This is a genomic window from Pandoraea pneumonica (assembly GCF_049918595.1).
Lineage (GTDB): Bacteria > Pseudomonadota > Gammaproteobacteria > Burkholderiales > Burkholderiaceae > Pandoraea > Pandoraea pneumonica_A.
The window spans coordinates 556112-577569 of record NZ_JBNCRZ010000003.1 but is presented as its reverse complement, the minus strand read 5'-3'; the positions used below and the strand labels follow the sequence as shown (position 1 = coordinate 577569).

General features: G+C 62.3%; 19 protein-coding genes. 13 read left to right on the top strand and 6 right to left on the bottom strand.

Annotated elements, in window-relative coordinates; all coding sequences use genetic code 11:
- Positions 1–17 precede the first annotated feature (17 nt).
- Together dinB and ACPWR9_RS15130 are read left to right on the top strand one after the other, a co-directional pair.
- A complete protein-coding gene (gene dinB / locus ACPWR9_RS15135) occupies positions 18–1136 on the top strand; it encodes a DNA polymerase IV (RefSeq protein ID WP_426298844.1) in 1119 nt (372 codons plus the stop codon).
- A 116-nt stretch (positions 1137–1252) separates the two neighbouring features.
- Entirely contained in the window at positions 1253–1762 is a 510-nt protein-coding gene (locus tag ACPWR9_RS15130) for an MgtC/SapB family protein (protein WP_426298842.1), read from the top strand.
- A gap of 223 nt (positions 1763–1985) precedes the next feature.
- On the opposite strand, the gene ACPWR9_RS15125 is transcribed toward ACPWR9_RS15130, so the two are convergent.
- Entirely contained in the window at positions 1986–2477 is a 492-nt protein-coding gene (locus ACPWR9_RS15125) for a hypothetical protein (protein ID WP_426298840.1), read from the bottom strand.
- Between the two features lie 101 nt (positions 2478–2578).
- Here ACPWR9_RS15125 and ACPWR9_RS15120 point away from each other — a divergent pair, with 101 nt between their 5' ends.
- A complete protein-coding gene (locus tag ACPWR9_RS15120; protein WP_426298838.1) occupies positions 2579–4033 on the top strand; it encodes a cryptochrome/photolyase family protein in 1455 nt (484 codons plus the stop codon).
- A 304-nt stretch (positions 4034–4337) separates the two neighbouring features.
- Here the strand turns inward: ACPWR9_RS15120 and ACPWR9_RS15115 are convergent, their stop codons facing one another.
- From ACPWR9_RS15115 to ACPWR9_RS15105, 3 genes are all read right to left on the bottom strand, one after another.
- A complete protein-coding gene (locus ACPWR9_RS15115; protein WP_426298836.1) occupies positions 4338–5213 on the bottom strand; it encodes an urea transporter in 876 nt (291 codons plus the stop codon).
- Between the two features lie 347 nt (positions 5214–5560).
- Positions 5561–7279 (bottom strand): glutamine--tRNA ligase/YqeY domain fusion protein, encoded by a 1719-nt coding sequence (locus tag ACPWR9_RS15110; RefSeq protein ID WP_426298834.1) that lies wholly within the window; start codon positions 7277–7279, stop codon positions 5561–5563.
- A gap of 187 nt (positions 7280–7466) precedes the next feature.
- Entirely contained in the window at positions 7467–7646 is a 180-nt protein-coding gene (locus ACPWR9_RS15105; RefSeq protein WP_150678833.1) for a hypothetical protein, read from the bottom strand.
- Between the two features lie 136 nt (positions 7647–7782).
- Here ACPWR9_RS15105 and ACPWR9_RS15100 point away from each other — a divergent pair, with 136 nt between their 5' ends.
- The 9 genes from ACPWR9_RS15100 (at position 7783) to ACPWR9_RS15060 (ending at position 18439) form a co-directional block, all read left to right on the top strand.
- Complete coding sequence (locus ACPWR9_RS15100) at positions 7783–8298, top strand: hypothetical protein (RefSeq protein ID WP_150678832.1); 516 nt, start codon at positions 7783–7785, stop codon at positions 8296–8298.
- Positions 8299–8793: 495 nt separating this feature from the next.
- Positions 8794–9027: a hypothetical protein gene (locus ACPWR9_RS15095; RefSeq protein ID WP_150678831.1), complete on the top strand. Its 234-nt coding sequence runs from the start codon at positions 8794–8796 to the stop codon at positions 9025–9027.
- A gap of 91 nt (positions 9028–9118) precedes the next feature.
- Positions 9119–9592, top strand: coding sequence for a GNAT family N-acetyltransferase (locus ACPWR9_RS15090; protein ID WP_426298832.1), 474 nt, complete (start codon positions 9119–9121; stop codon positions 9590–9592).
- Between the two features lie 92 nt (positions 9593–9684).
- Positions 9685–11616 (top strand): ATP-binding cassette domain-containing protein, encoded by a 1932-nt coding sequence (locus ACPWR9_RS15085; protein WP_426298830.1) that lies wholly within the window; start codon positions 9685–9687, stop codon positions 11614–11616.
- Between the two features lie 252 nt (positions 11617–11868).
- Positions 11869–13848 carry a DNA topoisomerase IV subunit B gene (locus ACPWR9_RS15080; RefSeq protein ID WP_426298828.1) on the top strand — a complete coding sequence of 660 codons (1980 nt, stop codon included), beginning with the start codon at positions 11869–11871 and terminating at the stop codon, positions 13846–13848.
- Between the two features lie 110 nt (positions 13849–13958).
- The gene (locus ACPWR9_RS15075; protein ID WP_174987772.1) at positions 13959–14423 is read left to right on the top strand and encodes a DUF4399 domain-containing protein; all 465 of its coding nucleotides are present in this window, start codon (positions 13959–13961) and stop codon (positions 14421–14423) included.
- Entirely contained in the window at positions 14404–15348 is a 945-nt protein-coding gene (locus ACPWR9_RS15070; RefSeq protein WP_426298826.1) for a lytic transglycosylase domain-containing protein, read from the top strand. Before ACPWR9_RS15075 ends, ACPWR9_RS15070 begins: the two co-directional genes overlap by 20 nt.
- Positions 15349–15637: 289 nt before the next feature.
- Positions 15638–17974, top strand: a complete 2337-nt coding sequence (gene parC / locus ACPWR9_RS15065) for a DNA topoisomerase IV subunit A (RefSeq protein ID WP_426298824.1) — start codon at positions 15638–15640, stop codon at positions 17972–17974.
- A gap of 12 nt (positions 17975–17986) precedes the next feature.
- Positions 17987–18439, top strand: coding sequence for a CopD family protein (locus ACPWR9_RS15060; protein WP_426298822.1), 453 nt, complete (start codon positions 17987–17989; stop codon positions 18437–18439).
- Positions 18440–18484: 45 nt separating this feature from the next.
- Here ACPWR9_RS15060 and ACPWR9_RS15055 read toward each other — a convergent pair whose 3' ends face one another.
- A complete protein-coding gene (locus ACPWR9_RS15055; protein WP_426298820.1) occupies positions 18485–19426 on the bottom strand; it encodes a LysR substrate-binding domain-containing protein in 942 nt (313 codons plus the stop codon).
- Between the two features lie 121 nt (positions 19427–19547).
- Here ACPWR9_RS15055 and ACPWR9_RS15050 point away from each other — a divergent pair, with 121 nt between their 5' ends.
- Positions 19548–20813, top strand: coding sequence for an MFS transporter (locus ACPWR9_RS15050; protein ID WP_426298818.1), 1266 nt, complete (start codon positions 19548–19550; stop codon positions 20811–20813).
- Positions 20814–20952: 139 nt separating this feature from the next.
- Here ACPWR9_RS15050 and ACPWR9_RS15045 read toward each other — a convergent pair whose 3' ends face one another.
- The gene (locus tag ACPWR9_RS15045) at positions 20953–21408 is read right to left on the bottom strand and encodes a RidA family protein (RefSeq protein ID WP_150678823.1); all 456 of its coding nucleotides are present in this window, start codon (positions 21406–21408) and stop codon (positions 20953–20955) included.
- Positions 21409–21458: the final 50 nt, after the last annotated feature.

The following is a 21458-nucleotide window of genomic DNA, read 5'->3' as shown; positions in this document are numbered from 1 at the left end:
TGTTTTCGCCACTACCTATGCCACCTCTCACGCGCAAGATTATCCACTGCGACGCCGATTGCTTTTACGCCTCGGTCGAGATGCGTGACGATCCGTCGTTGCGTGGCATCCCATTGGCCGTTGGCGGACAACCCGATCAGCGTGGTGTGATTGCGACCTGCAACTACGAAGCACGCGCATTCGGCGTGCGTTCGGCCATGCCGTCGGGACAGGCCGTCAAACTTTGCCCCGATCTGCGCATTATTCCCCCCAAGATGGAGCGATATCGGGAAGCGTCGCAACGCATCATGGCGATCTATCGCGACTACACCGATCTGGTCGAGCCGCTTTCGCTCGACGAGGCTTATCTGGATGTCACACATAGCGAGCACTGCGATGGGTCAGCCACGCTGATCGCCCGTGAGATCCGTGCACGCATCGCTGCCGACGTCGGGCTGACGGTGTCCGCCGGGGTCGCGCCAAACAAGTTCATCGCGAAGATCGCCAGCGACTGGCGTAAGCCGGATGGCATGTTCGTGGTGCGTCCGGCAGAGGTCGACGCGTTCGTGGCCGTCCTGCCGGTCGAGCGTTTGTTCGGCGTGGGCAAAGTCACGGCGGAGAAACTGCGTGCGCTCGGTGTGGACGCCTGCGGCGACTTGCGCAGTCATACGCTCACTGAACTGACCGAACGTTTCGGCGTGTTCGGGCAGCGCCTGTATGAGCGTTGCCGAGGCATCGACACGCGCGAAGTCACCCCGGATCGCGAGCGCAAATCGATCAGCGTGGAAACGACGTACACGCGCGATCTGCGCACGCTCGCCGATTGCGAGGCGGCGCTCGAACCGCTGATTCAGCAATTGCACGAACGCATCGCGCGGGCGCGGCGAGGCGAGCCGGTGGCCATTGCCAAAGTCTTCGTCAAAGTACGTTTCGCAGACTTCTCCCGTACGACAGCCGAAGCCGGGGCGCTCGGCGTGGACGCGGCGCAATGCCGCGAGTTGCTGGCCGAAGCCGTCGGTCGTCGACGCCGCCCGGTGCGATTGATGGGCGTTGGCGTACGGATGCTTGAGGCGCAGGCGGCGCGCCAGTTGCGGCTGTTCGACGATTGGGACGACTTTCCCGCTGCCGTCCCAGCCGGGCAGACAGCGGACGCCTGAGTCCGAGTGCTTTGCGGGGGGCTCTGCGTGCGCTTGAATCAGACCAATCTCGCTTAAGCGCGCCATAATGCGGCATCACGCACACAAACGCGCTCAGGGACTCAGGGAGGTAAGCGATGACGGAGATCGTCGAAGTGACGCTGCGGCTCACCGCCGCATTGCTGTTGGGCGGGCTGGTCGGCCTCAACCGCAACTTGCATCACAAATCGGTCGGATTGCGCACGCTCGCCATCGTCTCATTCGGCTCAGCGCTGTTCGTGCTGGCCGTCGTGCCGTTCCCCGGCTCGGACGTCGCCACCGATGCGTCGTCGGTGGGGCGCGTGGTGCAGGGTATTGTGGCGGGCATCGGCTTTCTTGGCGCAGGCTGCATCGTGCGCTCGGGCCGCAGCGCCAACGTCCATGGCTTCACCACCGCGGCAGCGCTCTGGAGTACGACGGGCATCGGCATCATTTGCGGGTTGGGCCGCTGGCACATCGCACTCGTTGCGATGGTGCTGCTGCTTATCGTGCTGGCGGTCGGCGGGCGTATCGAAGCCCTCGCACACCGCTGGCTGGGCCACGACGATCGGTCGCCTGAAACGACTGCCGGGGACGCGTCGGCGCCGCGTGGGCCCGACGACAAGTGACATCGACTTGCGGTACGCTGAAGAGGCACATCGCACCCTCCTTGCCCCGGATATAGCGGGCAAATTCCTGCGGATACCGAAGAAAAATGCCCGCCGAAGCGGGCAAATGACGTTGTCGCAGTACCCCCAAAAGGACGTAAGAGGGCGATTTCATTTTGGTCAACCGAGTAACTTTCGCCAATCGGGGCTTGCCCGATTAGGGAAAGCACGCTCGGGAGAACGCTTACTGAAGCGCGCGCAACTCAGTGGCGCGGGCGCGGGCAACACGCTGGCCGTCGGCCTGTAGTGTGGCCGTGGCGGCGTCGGCTTGCTGCGCCGCGTCGGCCGCGCTCGTGTAAGTCACGATAGCGGCCTGTCGTTCGCGCCGGAATCGCTCGGTGATGGGGGCGCATTCGGTGGCGGCTTCGTCGGCGAGCCGTACCGGATCGGGCACGAGATTGACGTATCGCGCGACGTGCCCATACAGGCAGGTTCGGTACTGATCGGCGGCCGCGTTGGCGGCGGCGAGATGCCGATCGCGCAACGTCGCGGCGTCCGGTGCCGTTTGCGTGGCTTTCGGTGCGGCCGACGGCGGTTTTGACGGGGCAGCGCAGCCGGCGACGAGCGCGGCGGCGGTAACGGCGAGGGTCAGCTTGAGGGAACGAGAGAGCGTGCGCGGCAAGGCAATGAACCGGCCTGCGAGTGCGCTGGCCAAAGTCGGAAACGTCCGAGTCATGAGGTAATCGACGCCGATGGCATAAAGTCTGCGATGCCGCTATGGTACGGGATTTGACGGACCAAACCGATACCGGCACGAGAGTGTCGCGCCGATCTGACATGAGCGAATTTCAAAAGGGACTGGTGTGGCTGCGCCGCGATTTGCGCTGCACCGACAATGCGACGCTGGCGCAAGCCTTGGCGACATGCGAACACGTCTATACCGTGTTCGTGTTCGATACGACGATTCTGTCGGTGCTGCCTCGCGATGACCGCCGGGTCGCGTTTATTCACGAGAGCGTCACAGCGCTGGCGCATGACCTGAAGGCCGCGGGCGGAGCACTGATCGTGCTTCATGGCGACCCGGTCGACCTGATCCCCGCGTTGGCACAGTCGCTAGGCGTGGAAACCGTCTTCGCGGGACGCGATTACGAGCCGGATGCCGTGGCGCGCGACCGTGCGGTGAGCCACTCGCTCGACGAGGCAGGCATCGCGTTCGAACCGGTGAAAGATCAGGTCATCTTCGAGATGAACGAGGTGCTGACCGCGCAAAGCGAGCCGTACAGCGTTTTCACTCCGTACCAGCGCGCGTGGCTCAAGCAGGTGCGGCCTGTCGATCTGGCGCCGCATGGGCGTCGTGGCGACATGAAACGCTTGGCGGTGCCGGATAACGTCGCCATCGCCGTACCGTCGCTGGCCGCGCTGGGCTTCGATGTTCCCGCCGAGCGCCGCATGGCGATTCCGGCCGGTGAAGCCGGGGCAAAGCAATTGCTCGACGATTTCCTGCCGCGCATGGCGCATTACCACGAGCGCCGCGACTATCCGGCAGTGCGCGGGCCGAGTTACCTGTCCGTTCATTTGCGCTTCGGCACGATCTCCATCCGCACGCTCGCCCGTGAAGCGCACGCGGTCATGCTGCGCGGCGGCGATGCAGGCGCTGGTGCGCAGACATGGCTGAGCGAACTGATCTGGCGCGAGTTCTATTTCATGATCCTGCATCACCATCCGCACGTTGTCGGCCAAGCGTTCAAGCCCGCCTACGACGCGATTCAGTGGGCGAGCGGTGCGGCCGCCGATGCGGACTTCAGGGCATGGTGCGAGGGTCGTACGGGATATCCGTTGGTAGATGCGGCGATGCGTCAGATCAATCAGACGGGTTACATGCATAACCGCCTGCGCATGGTGACGGCCAGTTTTTTGGTGAAGGATCTGGGTATCGACTGGCGACGCGGCGAGGCGTATTTCGCGATGGCGCTCAACGATTTCGATCTGGCCGCGAACAATGGCGGCTGGCAATGGGCGGCTTCGACGGGCTGTGACGCGCAGCCGTATTTCCGCATTTTCAATCCGGTCACGCAGTCGGAGAAGTTCGATCCGCAGGGGCGATTTATCAGGAAATACGTGCCTGAGCTGGCCGATTTACCTGACAAAGCGTTGCATGCGCCTTGGCGCGCTGGCGCAGAAGTGCTGGCGCAAGCCGACATCGAACTTGGCCGCGATTACCCGCAGCCACGGGTGGCGCACGATGTCGCGCGCAAGGAAACGCTTGCCCGTTATGCGGTGGTGAAAGGCTAACCTGCATATATATCGGTGTATACCCCGGTCAACTTTCTTCGCGTTCATCCGTTGATAGAGGTAAGACACGAAAGAGGTCTGGGCAGCGGTAGCGGAGGTCACGTCGGGGGGCGTGGATCATCGCCGCCGGTGTCAGGGAGGAAGCAGAGCAAGACCGATGGAAGTGCTCGACATACGAGCGAGGGCAGGCCAAAACCACACTACGGGGAAGCTAAACACCTTTGCCGCTCAGACGGCAGCTTCGAATCACGGGGTTAGCGACAAGCGAGTGCCCGAAACCTGATGGTTTCGGGCTTTTTTTTGTTCATCGCGGATTGGCGTTGCGCGTAAGCACGAGCAGCGCCCAGACCGCGAGGTTGAACGGCAGCGTGAAGTACGGCCAGCCAATCGGTGCGAGCAGACTGCCTAGCCCCACGCAAATCAGCCCGGCGAGCACTGCACCTGCCAGTCGCACGGCAGGGCGACGTTGGAAAACACCAAGGCCGAGGGCCGCCAGAAAGCCATTTACCCCGATCCCCCCCGCTTGTACCGCCAGCGCGGGCCAGTGCTGCGCCAACAAGGCGATACCCAGCCATGTCGCAATACCTGCGGCCAGCGCCCAGACGGTTGCGCGGGCATTCCACAAGGCCAGGACGTACCAGGTCAGCAAGCCGAGCACGAGCGGGCCGACGAAAACGACTTGTCCCACCGAACAGAACACGAAACCCGGCGTGCCCGCATCGCATGCGAGCGCGCCGGTGCGTGGCAACAGCCCAAGCCACGGCTGCATCGCCCACGAAAGCGCCATTACGCCGACGAACGGACCGGTGAGGGCCGGCAACGCGCGGCGGGCGAGTTCAGCCGACGCGATGACGGTCAGGCAAACGCACACCGAGAGCCAAACCGCGAGCGCGATATCGGGTTGCCACAGCGCCCCGAAGGCGATGCCCGTCAATGCACCGTTGTAGCCGAATAGGCCATTTCGCCTGGCCTCGCGCGGCAGGCGCAGCACCAGCGCGATCAACGATGCACCGATGCTCGCGGCCAGCCCCATGAGGGCCGCAGGACGATCGGCGAGCCATAGCACGGCGAGTAACAGCAAGCCGATACCGGCCGAGGGAATGAAATAGATCTGCGCGAAATGCGCCGTCACACTGCGCAGCTCGTCCTTCAACCAGCGGTACGGCGCGAAGGCAGGCACGGCCCCCGCCGACAGTGGCGGCGTAGGTATCGGGGGCGGAAGTGGTGGAAGTGACGACGAATGGGGCGCAGGCATGGGGCGGCAGTTCGAGCGATCAGGAGCCAGACGGTCTGGGCGATATCCGCTGCCGATCAGTATTCGATGCCACAGGCAATGGACAATTGGCGCGAGCTTACGCCGAACCTACGCTTATGGGCGTGTGCGCTCGTTATAGTCCGTATCAGGCGTACCGCCGAGGGGATTAGGGCGACGCCAAAGCTACCGCCCCGAGCTGCCAAAAACACAAAACCCGCGTACAGCGACGCGGGTTTTGCTTGATACGTGAGGCCAGCAGGCCTTGGGCGAACTTACTTGCCGCCGCCCTTGGCGGGCTTGGCTGCCCAGTTGTCCTTGAGCGACACGATACGGTTGAACACCGGTTTGCCCGGGACCGAGTCGTGACGATCGGCCACGAAGTAGCCATGGCGCTCGAATTGCACACGGTCTTCGGGAGCGAAGTTGAGCAGGCCCGGTTCAACGTAGGCTTGCGTCACGCGCTTGGCGTTCGGGTTCAACGCGTCGAGGAAGTTCTTCTCGCCAGCATCCGGATGCGGATCGAGGAACAGACGGTCGTAGATGCGCACTTCCGCAGCCAGTGCATGCAGCGCGCTTACCCAGTGGATATTGCCCTTGACCTTGTAGTTGTCAGCGCCCGGCGTGCCCGAACGGCTGTCTTCAAAGTAATTGCAATGCACGGCCGTCACGTTGCCGTCGGCGTCGGTATCGAAGCCCGTGCACTCCACGACATAGCCGTAACGCAGACGCACCTTATTGCCCGGGAACAAGCGGAAGAAGCCCTTGACCGGCTCGGCCTGGAAATCTTCGCGTTCAATCCACAGCTCGCGCGAGATCGGGAACGTGCGCATGCCGCGTTCCGGGAAGTGCGGATGCACCGGGGCGTGGCAGTCTTCCTGCTGGCCTTCCGGATAGTTGTCGATGATGAGCTTGAGCGGGTCGAGCACCGCCGTCGCGCGCGGGGCCTTCGGATCGAGGTCGTCCCGCAGGGCACCTTCGAGAATGCTCATGTCGATCCACGAAGCCGACTTGGCCACGCCGATGCGATCGCAGAACAATTGCAGGCTTTCCGGCGAGAAGCCACGACGGCGCAGGCCGACCAGTGTCGGCATGCGCGGATCGTCCCAGCCGTCGACGTGCTTTTCGTCGACCAGTTGACGCAGTTTGCGCTTGCTGGTGATCGCGTAGGTCAGTTGCAGACGGGCGAATTCGATCTGTTGCGGCATCGGACGCGTGAACATGCCCGCGTCGGCCAGCTCGGCAAGCACCCAGTCGTAGAACGGACGCTGGTCTTCGAACTCCAGCGTGCACAGGCTGTGCGTGATGTTCTCGATGGCATCTTCGAGCGGGTGCGCGTAGGTGTACATCGGATAGATGCACCAGGCGTCGCCCGTACGATGGTGATGCGCGTGACGAATACGGTAGATGGCCGGATCGCGCAGGTTGATGTTCGGCGACGACATATCGATCTTGGCGCGCAGCACGTGCGTGCCGTCGGCGAACTCGCCCGCACGCATGCGGCGGAACAGATCGAGGTTCTCTTCGACGGTGCGATTGCGGAACGGCGAATCTTTGCCCGGCTCGGTCAGCGAGCCGCGATTGGCGCGCATGTCTTCGAAGCTCTGGCTGTCGACGTAGGCCTTGCCGCGCTGGATCAGAATCTCTGCGCCCTGATACAACTTCTCAAAGTAGTCGCTGGCGAAGTAGAGGTGCTCTTTGCCCGGCGTGTCGTAGCTGAAGCCGAGCCACTTCACCATCTCGATGATGGAGTCGACGTATTCGGTTTCTTCCTTCTCGGGGTTGGTGTCGTCAAAGCGCAGATGGCACACGCCATCGTAGTCGCGCGCCATGCCGAAGTTCACGCAAATCGCTTTGGCGTGACCGATGTGAAGGTAGCCGTTGGGCTCCGGCGGGAAGCGCGTCTCGACGCGCTGGCCCCATTTGCCCGAGCGGTTGTCTTCGTCAATGATGTTGCGGATGAAATTGGATGCCGCGGTCAGCTCTGTGCTCATGCCAGTCCAGTGTTCGGAATTTGCCGAATATTCTACCGTACCGCACTGCACCACGGGCGAGCGTCGACTCACGTGATGCGCGCTATTTGCCAGCGCAGTGCAGCCATTCGTAAAAAGAACTGCCGCTTGTGCGGCAGTTCGGACACGATCGGGCCCGGTTCAGCGTGCCGAACCCGGCGAAGGTGTGTCAGGGGGACGAGCGCTGGCCGGGCCAGTTGGCGTAAGAGAGCAACCAGAGGGAAATGATGTTGACGACCGGGATGAAGGCCAGCACCGTGAGCCACGGTGAGAAGCCGAGCCGGGTCAGGATGCGCCAGATGGGAATGCCAAGCAGCACGAGTCCGACAAGCAAGCCGATAAGGGACATACGATATCTCCCCGAGAGTCCCCGCCGGAGGCGGGTGTGAGGCCAAGTATATAGCGGCTGGCCCCGACATTACGCCGAGATTGTCCTATCCTGAAAACACTGCCGGCCCCGCTGGCGGTCCTTCTGGGAGGACATCATGGAACTGCACCTCCATTCGCACCGCTATACCCACCGGTCGCCCGACTGGGCCGCTGCGGCGGTCGCCGGCTTCGTGGCCTGCGCTTTCTTCTCCGCCGTCGAAATGCTCATGGTCTTACTGGTCACCGGCCAGAGCCCATGGGTGCCGCCGCGTATGGTGGCTGCCATCGTGCTCGGCCCTGGCATCCTGTCGCTGCCGCCCACGTTCGACGTCTCCATCGTCGCCATGGCACTGATGGTGCACGCGGCCATCGGGGTAGTGCTCGGGGTGGTGCTCGGCGCCATCATCGCGCCGTTTCGGCTCGATTCCGACGTACCCACGGTTGCCATCGCCGGGGGCGTGTTCGGTCTGGTGGTCTATGTCGTCAATTTCTACGTGATGACGCAGCTGTTCCCGTGGTTCATCGAGTCACGCACCTGGATGATGGTGGTGGGGCACGTGGTCTTCGGGGCGTTCGCGGGCTATATGTATTGGGTGCTGGCGAAAATCGACGATCGGGAAGCCACACCGTAGCGCGCACTAACATTTGTGCGCTGCCACAAAAAACCTGCTATTATTCGCCATCTGCATTTATCCGTCCGTCAATTTCGGACGTGCCGATGCAGTCTCCAGTGGCATGAGATGCCGGGCGACGCCCGGCAACGGCAGGTCCGCGACACGATAATCACTACACAGATGTGTCGCGTGTTCCCAGTCCGTTACATGCCAACTTGAACGTCAGGTGTGTCAGATTTGACGTTTCAGCCGCTGTCCCTGGAGGGATAGCAGGCTTCGATCCCCGAAATAGGAAGTGTTACAGGTTGCTTCGTCCGCAGGACGCAGGAACCGGTCTATCTGCATCTACCGTGACATGTCAGTCACGGAAATGTCGCGTGTTTGTCACATTCGACCATTAGGCTGCGTGCACTTCACGGAAACATTTGTGCGAGTTTGCACTCTCATCACCGTAAGCCGATTCGAGAGGGATTAGTTATCAGTCATATTTTTTGCAGTAAGAAGGAAACCAAAATGAAAACAACGCAATACCAAGAATTCCAGTACAGCATCCGTGCCGTGGAGCGTGACAACGCCCGCTGGGACGCGTTCTACGAGATTCATCGCCCGACCGGGCATGGCATGGAAAAAGTCGGCGCCTATCAAGTGCAGACCGCTTACGGCTTCGCCACACAAGGCAATGCCCTCGACGACGCAGAGCGCAATGCGCGCGCCGACATCGAGCAGGGCATCGTCTACTATCAGTAAAACTTCCCACCCCATGTGTGACCGACGGCATCGCCGCGCTGCGACGGTGCTATAGTCCCGGCTTTCGCAAAGCAAGGCTGGAGAGTCGGCAATGGAATGGATGTGCAAGTCGTTCGACGAGCTAGGCAGCACACTGCTTTACCGCGTGTTGGCCGCACGGAACGCGGTATTCGTGGTCGAGCAGAACTGCCCGTATCAGGACATCGACGGACGCGACATTCATAGCCTGCATTTGATTGCGCAAGTGCGCGATGCCGACGAACAGCCGCAAATTGCTGCCTATTTGCGCTTGCTGCCGCCGGGACTTGCTTACGACGAAGCGTCGATCGGCCGTGTGATCACGGCAGCGTCGCATCGTGGCACGGGGCTTGGGCGCGTCATGCTTGCCCGGGCTATCGCCATCGCCGAAGTGCAATGGCCCGAGGCGCCGCTACGCATTGGCGCGCAAGCGCATCTGGAAAAGTTTTACGGCGAGTTCGGCTTCGTGAAGTCGAGCGAGCCTTACGACGAAGACGGCATTATGCATATCGAGATGCTGCGCGCACCGGCGCGCGCATCGCACTAAGCGGCACCGTCGCCGTCGAACTCACACTGGGGCCGGGCGTTCGCGCCCGGCACTACAATATCCTCCATCGCAGTTCACCCGTTTCCCGACACATGGCTTTGTATTCCATTACCGGCGCCCAATTGGCGTTCGGTCACGTCGCATTGCTCGACAATGCCGATTTCTCGCTCGAAGCGGGGGAGCGCGTTGGTCTGATTGGCCGTAACGGCGCCGGCAAGTCGTCGTTGCTCAAGATCGTGGCAGGGCTCACCGCGCCCGACGACGGTCTGGTCGCCCGCCAAGGCACGCTTCACACGGTCTACGTACCGCAGGAACCCGAGTTCGACGCGCAGCAGTCGGTGTTCGATGCTGTGGCGCTCGGTCTTGGCGACATGCATAGCCTGCTCTCGGACTACGAACGCACCGCTGAAGCGCTGGCAGATGTGCCTGAAGGGGACGAGCACGACGCACTGCTCGCGCACTTGATGGCATTGCAATCGTCGCTCGATGCGGCCGATGCGTGGCAGCTCAAGACGCGTGTGGAAACGACTATCGCGCAGCTCGGCCTCGACGGACATGCTCGCGTCGGTGCGCTCTCGGGCGGGATGCAAAAGCGCGTGTCGCTCGCGCAGGCGTGGGTCGCCAAGCCCGACGTGCTGCTGCTCGACGAACCGACCAACCACTTGGACTTCGACGCGATTCGCTGGCTGGAAGAGTTGCTGATCGGCTTTCGCGGTGCGCTGCTGTTCATCACCCACGATCGAAGCTTTCTGGATCGCGTGGCCACGCGCATCGTTGAACTCGATCGTGGCCGCTTGCTCTCGTATCCGGGCAACTTCACGCAATATCAAGAACGTAAGGCCGCACAGCTCGAAGTCGAGCGCGTCGAGAACGACAAGTTCGACAAGCTGCTCGCGCAAGAGGAAGTATGGATTCGCAAGGGCGTCGAAGCCCGTCGCACGCGTAGCGTGTCGCGTATCGAGCGACTCAAAGCGATGCGCTCGGAGCGTGCCGGGCGTCGTGAGACGCAAGGCAACGTGCGCATGGAAGTCGGACAGGCCGACAAGTCCGGCAAGATCGTGGCGGAACTGACCAACGTGTCCAAGTCGTACGGCGGCCGCGCGATCGTGCGCGACTTCACGGCGACGCTCATGCGCGGCGATAAGGTCGGTCTGGTCGGGCCGAACGGCGCGGGCAAGACGACGATGCTCAAACTGATTCTTGGCGAGATCACGCCGGACAGCGGCGAGATTCGCGTCGGTACGAACCTTCAGGTTGCGTACTTCGATCAGATGCGCGCGCAACTCGATCAGGAAAAGAGCCTGCTCGACACGATCAGCCCGGGCAGCGAGTGGATTGAGATCAACGGCGCCCGCAAGCACGTGATGAGCTACTTGGGCGACTTCTTGTTTTCGCCTGAGCGTGCCCGCTCGCCGGTGAAATCGCTCTCCGGCGGCGAACGCAATCGTCTGTTGCTCGCGCGCTTGTTCGCGCGTCCGGCCAACGTGCTGGTGCTCGACGAGCCGACTAACGACCTCGATATTCCGACGCTCGAACTGCTCGAAGAATTGCTCGAGGAATACAGCGGCACCGTGTTCCTCGTGAGCCACGACCGGACCTTCCTCGACAACGTCGTGACATCCGTGATCGCGGCCGAAGGCGATGGCAACTGGCGCGAATACGTCGGCGGCTTCACCGACTGGCAGGTGCAGCGTGAGCGCTCGCTGGCGCTGGCCGCACAACGCTCGCCGGTGGAAGACACGTCGAAAGACGCAGCGGCTGCGGCCAAGCGCAGCACCAACCGCAAGGTGAAGCTGAGCTACAAGGAACAGCGTGAACTCGACGGTCTGCCCGAGCGCATTGCCGCACTCGAAGCCGAGCAGAAGGATGCCACTGCCAAGCTCGAAGAGGGCTCGGTCTTTGTGAAAGATCCGGCTGCGGGGGCGGCGCTGTCCGAACGTTGCGAAGCGATTGAACTGGAGTTGCTCGAAGCGCTCGAACGCTGGGAAGTGCTTGAAGCCAAACAGCGTGGCGAGGGCGCCTGAGCGTTCGAATCCTCTGCCGAGTCACTCGTCACGCTGACGCGTTACGAGTGACAGTACAATAGGCCGCGATCCATTGGACGCGGCCCTGTACTTTTGAGGCGCGCCTCACCGGTTGGCTGCCTAATAAGTGGGCGCGGCAATGCAAGTCGTTGATCCAGCGTCACTTTTCTCATGTGTTAATGGGTTTTCCCCGTGGTTGTCCACAGCTTGTGTGGATAAGCGCCGGGTGCCGTACCCCAATTCAGTCACGCTATGTCGAAAAAAAACACGCCTGCCCAATACAGCGAAGCTTCCATCAAGGTTCTGAAAGGACTTGAGCCGGTCAAGCAGCGCCCGGGCATGTACACCCGTACCGAGAATCCGCTGCACGTGATTCAGGAAGTCATCGACAACGCTTCGGATGAGGCGTTGGGTGGCTTCGGTAAACAAATTCTCGTGACGCTGCACAAGGATGGTTCGGTCAGCGTCGAAGACGACGGCCGTGGCATTCCCGTCGGTATTCACCCGGAAGAGGGTGTGCCGGTCGTCGAGATTGTCTTTACGCGTCTGCATGCGGGCGGCAAGTTCGATAAGGCCGCCGGTGGCGCTTATACGTTCTCGGGCGGCCTGCACGGTGTGGGCGTCTCGGTGACGAACGCACTGGCTACGCGACTCGCGGTCACTGTGTGGCGCGACGGTCAGGTCTCCGATCTCGAATTTGCCGATGGCGGCAACGTCAGCGTTGCACTGCATTCGCGCCCGTCGCAGCGCGGCGAAAAGAAGAGCGGTACGCGGGTAACCGTTTGGCCGGATACGAAGTACTTCGATAGCCCGACGTTGCCGCTCAGCGAACTGCAACGCCTGCTGCGCTCGAAGGCCGTGCTGCTGCCCGGCGTGCGCGTCACGCTGCGTCAGGAGAAGAACGGCGACGAGCAGACGTGGTTTTACGAGCAGGGCTTGCGCGGCTATCTCGTCGAATCGCTCAACGGTGCCGAGCCGCTGATTCCGTTGTTCGAAGGCGAACGTTTCGCCGACGGCAGCGAAGACAGCTTTGCGGAAGGCGAGGGCGCAGCGTGGGTCGTGGCGTGGACCGAAGATGGTGCGCCGGTGCGCGAGTCGTACGTCAACCTGATTCCGACGCCCGCTGGCGGTACCCATGAATCGGGTCTTCGCGAAGGCCTGTTTCAAGCGGTGCGCGGCTTCATCGAATTGCATAACCTTCAGCCCAAGGGCGTGAAGCTGCTGCCCGAAGACGTCTTCTCGCGTGTGTCGTTCGTGCTCTCGGCCAAGGTGCTCGATCCGCAGTTCCAAGGCCAGATCAAGGAGCGTTTGAACAGCCGCGACGCTGTGCGTCTCGTGTCGTCGTTCACGCGTCCTGCGCTGGAGTTGTGGCTCAACCATCACGTCGAGCACGGCAAGAAGCTCGCCGAGTTGGTGATTCGTCAGGCGCAGGCACGCACGCGCGCTGGTCAGAAGATCGAGAAGAAGAAGAGCTCCGGCGTGGCCGTGTTGCCCGGCAAGCTGACCGATTGCGAAACCGAAGACATCACGCGCAATGAACTGTTTCTGGTCGAGGGCGACTCGGCCGGCGGTTCGGCGAAGATGGGGCGCGACAAGGAATTCCAAGCGATTTTGCCGTTGCGCGGCAAGGTGCTCAATACGTGGGAGACCGAGCGCGATCGTCTCTTCGCGAACAACGAAGTGCACGATATCGCGGTAGCGATCGGTGTCGATCCGCACGGCCCGAACGACACGCCAGATCTGTCGAATCTGCGTTACGGCAAGATTTGTATCTTGTCCGATGCCGACGTCGACGGCTCGCACATTCAGGTGCTGCTGCTCACGTTGTTCTTCCGTCACTTCCCGCAACTGATTGCGACGGGGCACGTGTACGTGGCGCGTCCGCCGCTGTATCGTGTCGACGCTCCGGCCCGTGGCAAGAAGCCGGCGCAGAAGCTCTATGCACTCGATGAAGGCGAACTCGAAGCCATCCTCGACAAGCTGCGCAAGGACGGCGTGAAGGAAACCGCATGGTCGATCAGCCGCTTCAAGGGGCTGGGCGAGATGAGTGCCGAGCAGTTGTGGGAAACCACGATGAACCCCGACACGCGGCGTCTGAGCCCGGTGGCGTTGGGCACGCTCGACTTCGACGCAACGGTGTCGCGCATGAACATGCTCATGGGCAAGGGCGAGGCGGCACAACGCCGTAGCTGGCTCGAGGCCAAGGGCAATGAGGTCGAAGCCGACATCTGACGGTCGGTTTTGACGGTAGTCCGCGCATGCTGAATGGGCCAGACGGCCCGATCAGCGTGAGTGCCCACATAGTGGGATAATCCACCTTTCACCCCACCGGGAGTCACGTTATGTTGCGTTCTATGCCTGTCAGCATGCGTCGCATGGTCGTGCCGATGTTGCTTGTGAGCCCACTGCTGGGCGCCAGCGCCGCAGCCTACGCGCAATCGGCGCAGCCGGCGCCAGCGGCACCGGCAGCACGTGTCTTTTTCGTTACGCCGAAAGACGGCGCGACGGTGACCAACCCGGTCGTGGTCAAGTTCGGCGTCGAAGGGATGGCGATCAAACCGGCGGGCGATATGTCGCCTAACACCGGCCATCACCACCTCATCATCGACGGCGATCCGGTTCCCGCAGGTCAGGTCGTGCCTACCGACGACGCGCACCTGCATTTCGGCAAAGGCCAGACCGAGACGACGGTCAATCTGACGCCCGGCGATCATACGTTGACGATGCAATTCGCCAACGGGGCGCATCAGTCGTACGGTCCGGCCATGAGCCAGACGATCAAGGTGCATGTCAAAGGTCAACAATAGTTTTCGCTCGATGGCGCACGGCGTGACAGCGAACGTCAACGCAGTGCGCCGATGGTTCTCTCTGCGGCCCCTCGCAGGGCGCGTGCTGGCAGCTGTTCTGCTGACGGCCGCGCCGCTCGCCCACGCCGACTTGTACGGCTACGTCGACGAGAATGGTGTGGCGCATCTGGCCGCCCGTAAGCTCGATTCACGCTTTCGTCTGGTCGTCAGTTCCGGGGCCAACGCCGATCTGCGCATTGCACAAGGCGTCGCACAGAGCGGCATCGTGAGCGGTGCCGACCGTTCGCGTCTCTACGACGCACTCGCACGTCATCCCAACTTGAAACAGCTTGCCCCGGTCATCGCACAGGCGGCCGAGCGGTATCACGTCGACGCTGCGTTGCTCAAAGCGGTGATCGCTGCGGAATCGGGTTTCGACAGCAGCGCCGTGTCGCCGAAGGGCGCTGTCGGACTCATGCAAGTCATGCCCACCACGGGCGAGCGGTACGGCGTGCGCGCCGACGCAACCCGATCGGTTGCCGACAAGCTCGCCGACCCGCGCACGAATGTCCTCACCGGTGCTCGCTACTTGCGCGATTTGCAGGCACGTTATCCCGATCGGCTGGAACTGGTGCTCGCGTCGTACAACGCGGGCGAGGGCGCGGTCGCACGCCACGCCGATCAGATTCCGCCTTACGCCGAGACGCAGGGGTACGTGGCAGCCGTGCTCGAACTGTATCGGCGCTTCAATCCCGAGGCACCTGCACTCGCCGGTGGCACGTTAAAGACCGGCATCCCGGGCGGGCGCGCCAATATCAGCGGGTCGCGCGATGGCCGTATCCACGTGATTTTGGGCGCGCCGCAGGGGTTGCCGGTCGTGCCTGCTACTATGCCGAACGCTCAGGTCACAGCACCCACCATTCCATCGGTGCCGACGACGGACTAACGTCACCCGGTTGGACGGATGCATCGCTCGGCCGCCGGGTGCGGCCACATCTCAAGTTGACTCAGTTTTTTCCGAACATCTCCCTGGCGATTTGCGATCGGTGTTAGTCGGATTCGTCCGAAACGCAGACCGCCAATCGGCAACTACCACGGCCGTGGCACCTAATTCGCAGGCTTGCTTTGTCATTCGGTGGCGTTTTTGCCGAAATGTGCCAGTGAGCTTGGTATGATCTTGCGGTCAACGTGTAACCGAACCCTCGCCAAACGTTCGCAGCAAACCCACAGGTTTTATGGAACAAGTAGAAGATCTCTTTTCGACCCCGTCCGATGACGACACGCTGACGCTCGGCGCCTACGCCGAACGTGCTTATCTCGACTACGCCATCAGTGTGGTGAAAGGCCGTGCGCTGCCCGATGTATGCGACGGTCAGAAGCCGGTGCAACGCCGCATCCTGTTCGCGATGAACGAGATGGGCCTCGCCTCCGATGCGAAGCCCGTGAAGTCGGCCCGCGTGGTGGGCGACGTCCTGGGTAAGTTTCACCCGCACGGCGACCAGTCCGCGTACGACGCGCTGGTTCGCCTCGCACAGAATTTCTCGATGCGCTATCCGCTCATCGATGGTCAGGGCAACTTCGGTTCGCGCGACGGTGACGGTGCCGCCGCCATGCGATACACCGAAGCGCGCCTCACGCCGATCGCCCGTTTGCTGCTCGACGAAATCGATGCGGGTACGGTGGACTTCGTGCCGAACTACGACGGTTCGACCGAAGAGCCGCGACTGCTGCCCGCTCGCCTGCCGTTCGTGCTGCTCAACGGCGCGTCGGGTATTGCCGTGGGTCTGGCGACGGAAATTCCTTCACACAATCTGCGTGAAGTCGCCTCCGCTGCGGTCGCGCTGATTCGCAACCCCAAGCTCGACGACGCCGAGTTGATGACGCACGTGCAGGGGCCCGATTTCCCTGGCGGCGGTCAACTGATCTCCAGTCCGGCGGAAATTCGCGCGGCCTACGAGAGTGGGCGTGGCAGTCTGAAAGTGCGTGCGCGCTGGAAGATCGAAGAGATGGCGCGCGGCCAGTGGCAGGCGGTGGTGTACGAACTGCCGCCCAACACGTCGGGTCAGAAGGTGCTCGAAGAAATCGAGGAAATCACCAACCCGAAGGTGAAGCTCGGCAAGAAGTCGCTCACGCCGGAGCAGCAGAACCTCAAACAATCGGTGCTCGCAATGCTCGATGCCGTGCGCGACGAGTCGGGCAAGGACGCCCCCGTGCGTCTGGTCTTCGAGCCGAAGTCGAGCCGTATCGATCAGCAAGAATTCATCACGATGCTGCTCGCGCACACGAGTCTGGAGTCGAGCGCATCGGTCAATCTGGTGATGGTCGGGGCCGACGGCCGTCCGGGCCAGAAGTCGCTGCGCGACATCATCACCGAGTGGATCGGCTTCCGGTTCGAGACGGTCACGCGCCGCTCGCGCCATCGTCTGGGTAAGGTGGACGACCGCATTCATATTCTCGAAGGCCGCATGGCCGTCTTCCTGAATATCGACGAGGTCATTCGGATCATCCGCGAGTCGGACGAGCCGAAGGCCGCGCTGATGAGCACGTTCAATCTGAGCGAGCGTCAGGCCGACGACATTCTCGAAATCCGTTTGCGCCAGTTGGCGCGCATGGAATCGATCAAGATCGAGCAGGAACTCGCGTCGCTGCGTGACGAGAAGTCGAAGCTGGAAGACTTGCTGGCGAACGATAGCGCGATGAAGCGCCTGATTATCAAGGAGATCGAAACCGACGCGAAGCAGTTCGGCGACGAGCGCCGCACGCTAATTCAGGAAGAGAAGCGCGCCGTGGCCGAGGCCCGTGTGGTCGACGAACCGGTGACGGTCGTCGTGTCGGCGAAGGGCTGGGTGCGTGCGCTTAAGGGCCATGGGCTCGACGCGCAAGGCTTTGCGTTCAAGCAAGGCGACTCGCTCTATGGCACGTTCGAATGCCGCACGGTCGATCCGTTTATCGCGTGGGGCAGCAACGGCCGGGTGTATTCCGTATCCGTGACACAGTTGCCGGGCGGGCGTGGCGACGGTGTGCCGCTCACCTCGTTGATCGAACTCGAATCGGGTTCGCGACTGTTGCACTACTTCGCTGCGTCGGCAGATCAGCAACTGTTGCTGGCGACGACGAACGGCTTCGGGTTCTCGACGAAGCTCGGCGATATGGTGAGCCGTCTGAAGGCGGGCAAATCGTTCATGACGATCGACGATGGGGCCGAACCGTTGCCGCCACAGCGGATCTTGGCGGGGGCGAGTGCCGTGGCGTGTCTGTCGAGCGATGGCCGCCTGCTCGTGTTCGGCATGGATGAAATGAAGTCGCTTTCGGGCGGTGGCCGTGGTGTGACGCTCATCGGTCTCGATGCTAAGCAAACGCTGGTGTCGGCGGTGGCGATTAGCGAGGCAGGTGTGGTGGTTCACGGCATCGTGCGGGGTGGCAAGGAGCAGTCCGAGACGCTTTCGGGCGCTGCGCTGGCGCCGAACATCGGCAAACGTGCCCGCAAGGGGCGTGCGCCTGCGGTGAAATTCTCGACCTTTACGGCGCGTTCGCTGGATCCGGTGTTGCCGGCCGCGCCTTCGGCATCCTGACGGGAGTCACGCATGAGCGTTTATGCCTTTAGTCTGTTCCTGCATCTGGTGAGCGTTGCGGTGTGGGTCGGCGGGATGTTCTTCGCGCTGGCGTGTCTGCGTCCGGCGTCGCTGGACTTGCCGCCGCAGCAGCGCCTGCCGTTGTGGGAGGCGGCGCTCTCGAAGTTTCTCACTTGGGTCGGTGTGGCCATCGTGCTGATTTTGCTCTCGGGCGGCCACATGATGCTCGGCATGGGGGGATTGCATGCCCGTTGGCCGGTGCATGCGATGGCTGGCATTGGCGTGCTGATGATGCTGGTGTATGGCCACATCCGCTTCGCGCTGTTCCCGCGGCTGCAACGCGCGGTGCAAGCGCAGTCGTGGCCCGATGGCGCAGCGGCCGTGAATGGCGTGCGCCGTCTCGTGATCCTCAATCTCGTGTTGGGGGTTGTGGTGATCGGCCTGGCCGCGTCGCTGCGCGGGTGAGTCCCAAGTGGGGGTGATTTCGCCAGAACCGTCGTGGCTTGAGCGCTACGTGGTTGTGCGAAGGGCGGGAGCGTCTGCGGCGCCGCTCGCCTGAAGTCCCGCCACGTCATGGCACATCGCGACGAACGCTTGCACTAACGGGCTGGCGTCGTCGCGACGCTTGGCGAGCAGCAACGGGGTATGGGCGTCGGCTTCCGTCAACGCCATGAAGCGCGCCCCTTCGATCTGAATACAGCGCACCGCCGCGGGTAACACCGCGACGCCGAGGCCACTGGCCGCGAGTGCGACGATCGTCGTCGACTCGCGGGCTTCTTGCACCACGCGTGGGGTAAAGCCCGCGCGCTCGCACATCTTCCGAATCTTCCCATCCACGGCCGTCCCCACATCGGGTGGGTGCATGATGAACGCTTCTCCCGCGAGATCGGCCATCGAGATGCTCGCGCGTCCCGCCAGCGCGTGCCCCTGATGCATCACCACCACCAAGGCTTCGTCCACGAGCGTTTCGAAACTGAGCCCCGCGACCGCCGTGGCGTCGTCGGCACGGCGTAATAGCCCGATATCCAACGTGCGCTCGCCCAGCGCATCGAGCTGGCGCTCGGATGGCGATTCGCTCAGCGTGAGCGTGACGCGGGGATATTGCTGCCGATAACTGGTCAGCACTCGCTTCATCAAATTGGTCATTGGCGCGGACGTGGTGAACGCAATCCGTAACTCGCCCGCATCGACCCCTGCGATCTGCTGAACTTCCTGTCGCGCGGCGTCCGCATCCGCCAGAATTTGCCGTGCCCGTACGAGAAACGTGCGGCCCGCCGTCGTTAGAAAAACACGGCGCTGAGAGCGCTCGAACAGGGTCACACCCAACTCGTCTTCCAACGCTCGGATCTGCATCGACAACGGCGGCTGGCCGATGTTGAGCCGGGCGGCGGCCCGGCTGAAATGGAGTTCTTCGGCGACGGTCACGAAGTAGCGCAGATGACGCAGTTCCATATGATTGATCTTTTTTATATATAGAAACGACGCTTAAATATATATTGGACATGGGGTAAGCGCAAACCTATCATCGCGCTATACCCCTCCTAAATTGGCTCCCTCCGGGTGAGCCAGCATCATGGCTTCTACGAACTCCCTTCCTTTGTCCAACGGCGCTGCGCCGGCGCAGGCGGCTGCCCCCAAGTTGCCTGCGGGCGTGGCGCGTGGCACGCCCGAATATGCGGTGATCAGCCGCGCACTCTTCTTTGGTGGTTTTTCGACGTTCGCGCAGTTGTATTGCATGCAGTCGCTGCTGCCGCTGCTTACCACGACGTTTGGTATCACCCCGGCGCAGGCGAGTTGGTCGGTATCGGCTGCCACGATGATGATGGCGCTCGGTTTGCTCGTGACGTGCGTGGCGGCCGATCGTGTGAGCCGCAAACGCATGATGACGATTGCGCTGCTCAGTTCGTCGGTACTGACGCTTGCCAGCGCGTTCTCAACCAACTTTGAAACCATCGTGATTCTCGCCGCGCTCAAGGGGCTGGCGTTGTCGGGGTTGCCCGCCATTGCGATGGCGTATCTCAGCGAAGAGATCGATCAACGCTCACTGGGGATGTCGATGGGGTTGTACATCGGCGGCAATATCCTCGGTGGCATGGCGGGGCGCGTGCTGTCGGCGTTTGTCGCCGATATGTTCTCGTGGCGCGTGTCGGTCGCGGTGATCGGTCTGGTGTGTTTGGCGATGGGGCTGGAGTTTGCGCGCAGTCTGCCGCATTCGCGCCGTTTCACGCCGCGCCATATGACGGTGCGCGAGGCTCTGGGTCACGCACGCCGCCATTTGGGCGATCCGGCACTGCTCGGGCTCTATCTGTTTGCGGGGCTGATGATGGGCAGCTTCGTGAGCGTGTACAACTATCTCGGTTTTCATCTGGCCGCCGCGCCGTTCCAACTGCCGCATGCCGCCATCGGCGCGATTTTCGCGATGTATCTGATCGGCGTAGTGGGGTCGTTCATCGCCGGGCCGTTGTCCGATCGTTTGGGCCGTGCGCGCCTGCTGTGGGCGCTGGTGGCGCTCGCCTTCGTCGGCTTGCTGGTGATGCTGGCCCCGAAGGTGCTGGGCGTGGTGATCGGTTTGGCGATCTTCACGTTCGGCTTTTTCGGTGCCCACACGGTGGCGAGTAGCTGGGTCGGACGGCGTGCGACCGAAGGGCGTGCGATTGCTTCCGCGCTGTATCTGTTCTTCTACTACATCGGCTCGAGCCTGCTCGGCAGCTACTCGGGCGTGATGCTGCGCGCGCATGGCTGGCATGGTGTTGTGGCGCTGCTCAGTGTGGCAGTCATCATCTCGCTGGGTGTGGCGATTGCGATGCGCCGGACCTACGGCAATACCAAGCCGGTGTGATCTCCCGAGCTTCGCGGTAGCGCTTCGCACCGCGAGCGTCCATAAAAAAACAGGCACCCGAGGGTGCCTGTTTTGCTTCTGACGCCGATGACGCCATTGATGCCATCGTCATCGCGTCAGCCGATACCTGTGAAACCGATCAGGCCACTTCGGCAATCAGTTCGATCTCGACGCAAGCGCCCAGCGGAATTTGCGCCACGCCGAAGGCCGAGCGTGCATGCTTGCCCGCGTCGCCGAACACTTCGGCAATCAGTTCCGATGCGCCGTTCGTCACCAGATGCTGATCGGTGAATTCCTGCGTCGAGTTCACGAGGCTCATCAGCTTCACGACACGCTTAACCTTGTTCAGGTCGCCGGTGTGGGCGTGCAGTGTGGCGATCAGTTCGATGGCGACGGCGCGCGCAGCGGCCTTGCCGTCTTCGACGCTCACGTCTTGACCGAGCTTGCCGGTCCAGATCTTGCCGTCTTTCTTCGGCAGGTGGCCGGAGAGGAACACGGTGTTACCCGTTTGCGCGCTCATCACATAAGCGGCCGCCGGTGCACCGGCGGTCGGCAGTTCGATACCCAGTTGCTTCAGTTTGTCGTAGACGGACATGTACGGCTTCCTTGCAAAGTCATTGAAACAGAAGAGTCGTTGAAAGGGCG

What these genes read in the sequence shown, in the direction of transcription:
- ACPWR9_RS15060 (WP_426298822.1), top strand. Translation starts at nt 17,987, where the DNA reads ATGAGCGTTTATGCCTTTAGTCTGTTCCTGCATCTGGTGAGCGTTGCG.
- ACPWR9_RS15090 (WP_426298832.1), top strand. Translation starts at nt 9,119, where the DNA reads ATGGAATGGATGTGCAAGTCGTTCGACGAGCTAGGCAGCACACTGCTT.
- ACPWR9_RS15050 (WP_426298818.1), top strand. Translation starts at nt 19,548, where the DNA reads ATGGCTTCTACGAACTCCCTTCCTTTGTCCAACGGCGCTGCGCCGGCG.
- parC (WP_426298824.1), top strand. Translation starts at nt 15,638, where the DNA reads ATGGAACAAGTAGAAGATCTCTTTTCGACCCCGTCCGATGACGACACG.
- ACPWR9_RS15100 (WP_150678832.1), top strand. Translation starts at nt 7,783, where the DNA reads ATGGAACTGCACCTCCATTCGCACCGCTATACCCACCGGTCGCCCGAC.
- ACPWR9_RS15120 (WP_426298838.1), top strand. Translation starts at nt 2,579, where the DNA reads ATGAGCGAATTTCAAAAGGGACTGGTGTGGCTGCGCCGCGATTTGCGC.
- ACPWR9_RS15070 (WP_426298826.1), top strand. Translation starts at nt 14,404, where the DNA reads ATGTCAAAGGTCAACAATAGTTTTCGCTCGATGGCGCACGGCGTGACA.
- ACPWR9_RS15085 (WP_426298830.1), top strand. Translation starts at nt 9,685, where the DNA reads ATGGCTTTGTATTCCATTACCGGCGCCCAATTGGCGTTCGGTCACGTC.
- ACPWR9_RS15045 (WP_150678823.1), bottom strand. Translation starts at nt 21,408, where the DNA reads ATGTCCGTCTACGACAAACTGAAGCAACTGGGTATCGAACTGCCGACC.
- ACPWR9_RS15110 (WP_426298834.1), bottom strand. Translation starts at nt 7,279, where the DNA reads ATGAGCACAGAGCTGACCGCGGCATCCAATTTCATCCGCAACATCATT.
- ACPWR9_RS15125 (WP_426298840.1), bottom strand. Translation starts at nt 2,477, where the DNA reads ATGACTCGGACGTTTCCGACTTTGGCCAGCGCACTCGCAGGCCGGTTC.
- ACPWR9_RS15075 (WP_174987772.1), top strand. Translation starts at nt 13,959, where the DNA reads ATGTTGCGTTCTATGCCTGTCAGCATGCGTCGCATGGTCGTGCCGATG.
- ACPWR9_RS15105 (WP_150678833.1), bottom strand. Translation starts at nt 7,646, where the DNA reads ATGTCCCTTATCGGCTTGCTTGTCGGACTCGTGCTGCTTGGCATTCCC.
- dinB (WP_426298844.1), top strand. Translation starts at nt 18, where the DNA reads ATGCCACCTCTCACGCGCAAGATTATCCACTGCGACGCCGATTGCTTT.
- ACPWR9_RS15080 (WP_426298828.1), top strand. Translation starts at nt 11,869, where the DNA reads ATGTCGAAAAAAAACACGCCTGCCCAATACAGCGAAGCTTCCATCAAG.
- ACPWR9_RS15095 (WP_150678831.1), top strand. Translation starts at nt 8,794, where the DNA reads ATGAAAACAACGCAATACCAAGAATTCCAGTACAGCATCCGTGCCGTG.
- ACPWR9_RS15130 (WP_426298842.1), top strand. Translation starts at nt 1,253, where the DNA reads ATGACGGAGATCGTCGAAGTGACGCTGCGGCTCACCGCCGCATTGCTG.
- ACPWR9_RS15055 (WP_426298820.1), bottom strand. Translation starts at nt 19,426, where the DNA reads ATGGAACTGCGTCATCTGCGCTACTTCGTGACCGTCGCCGAAGAACTC.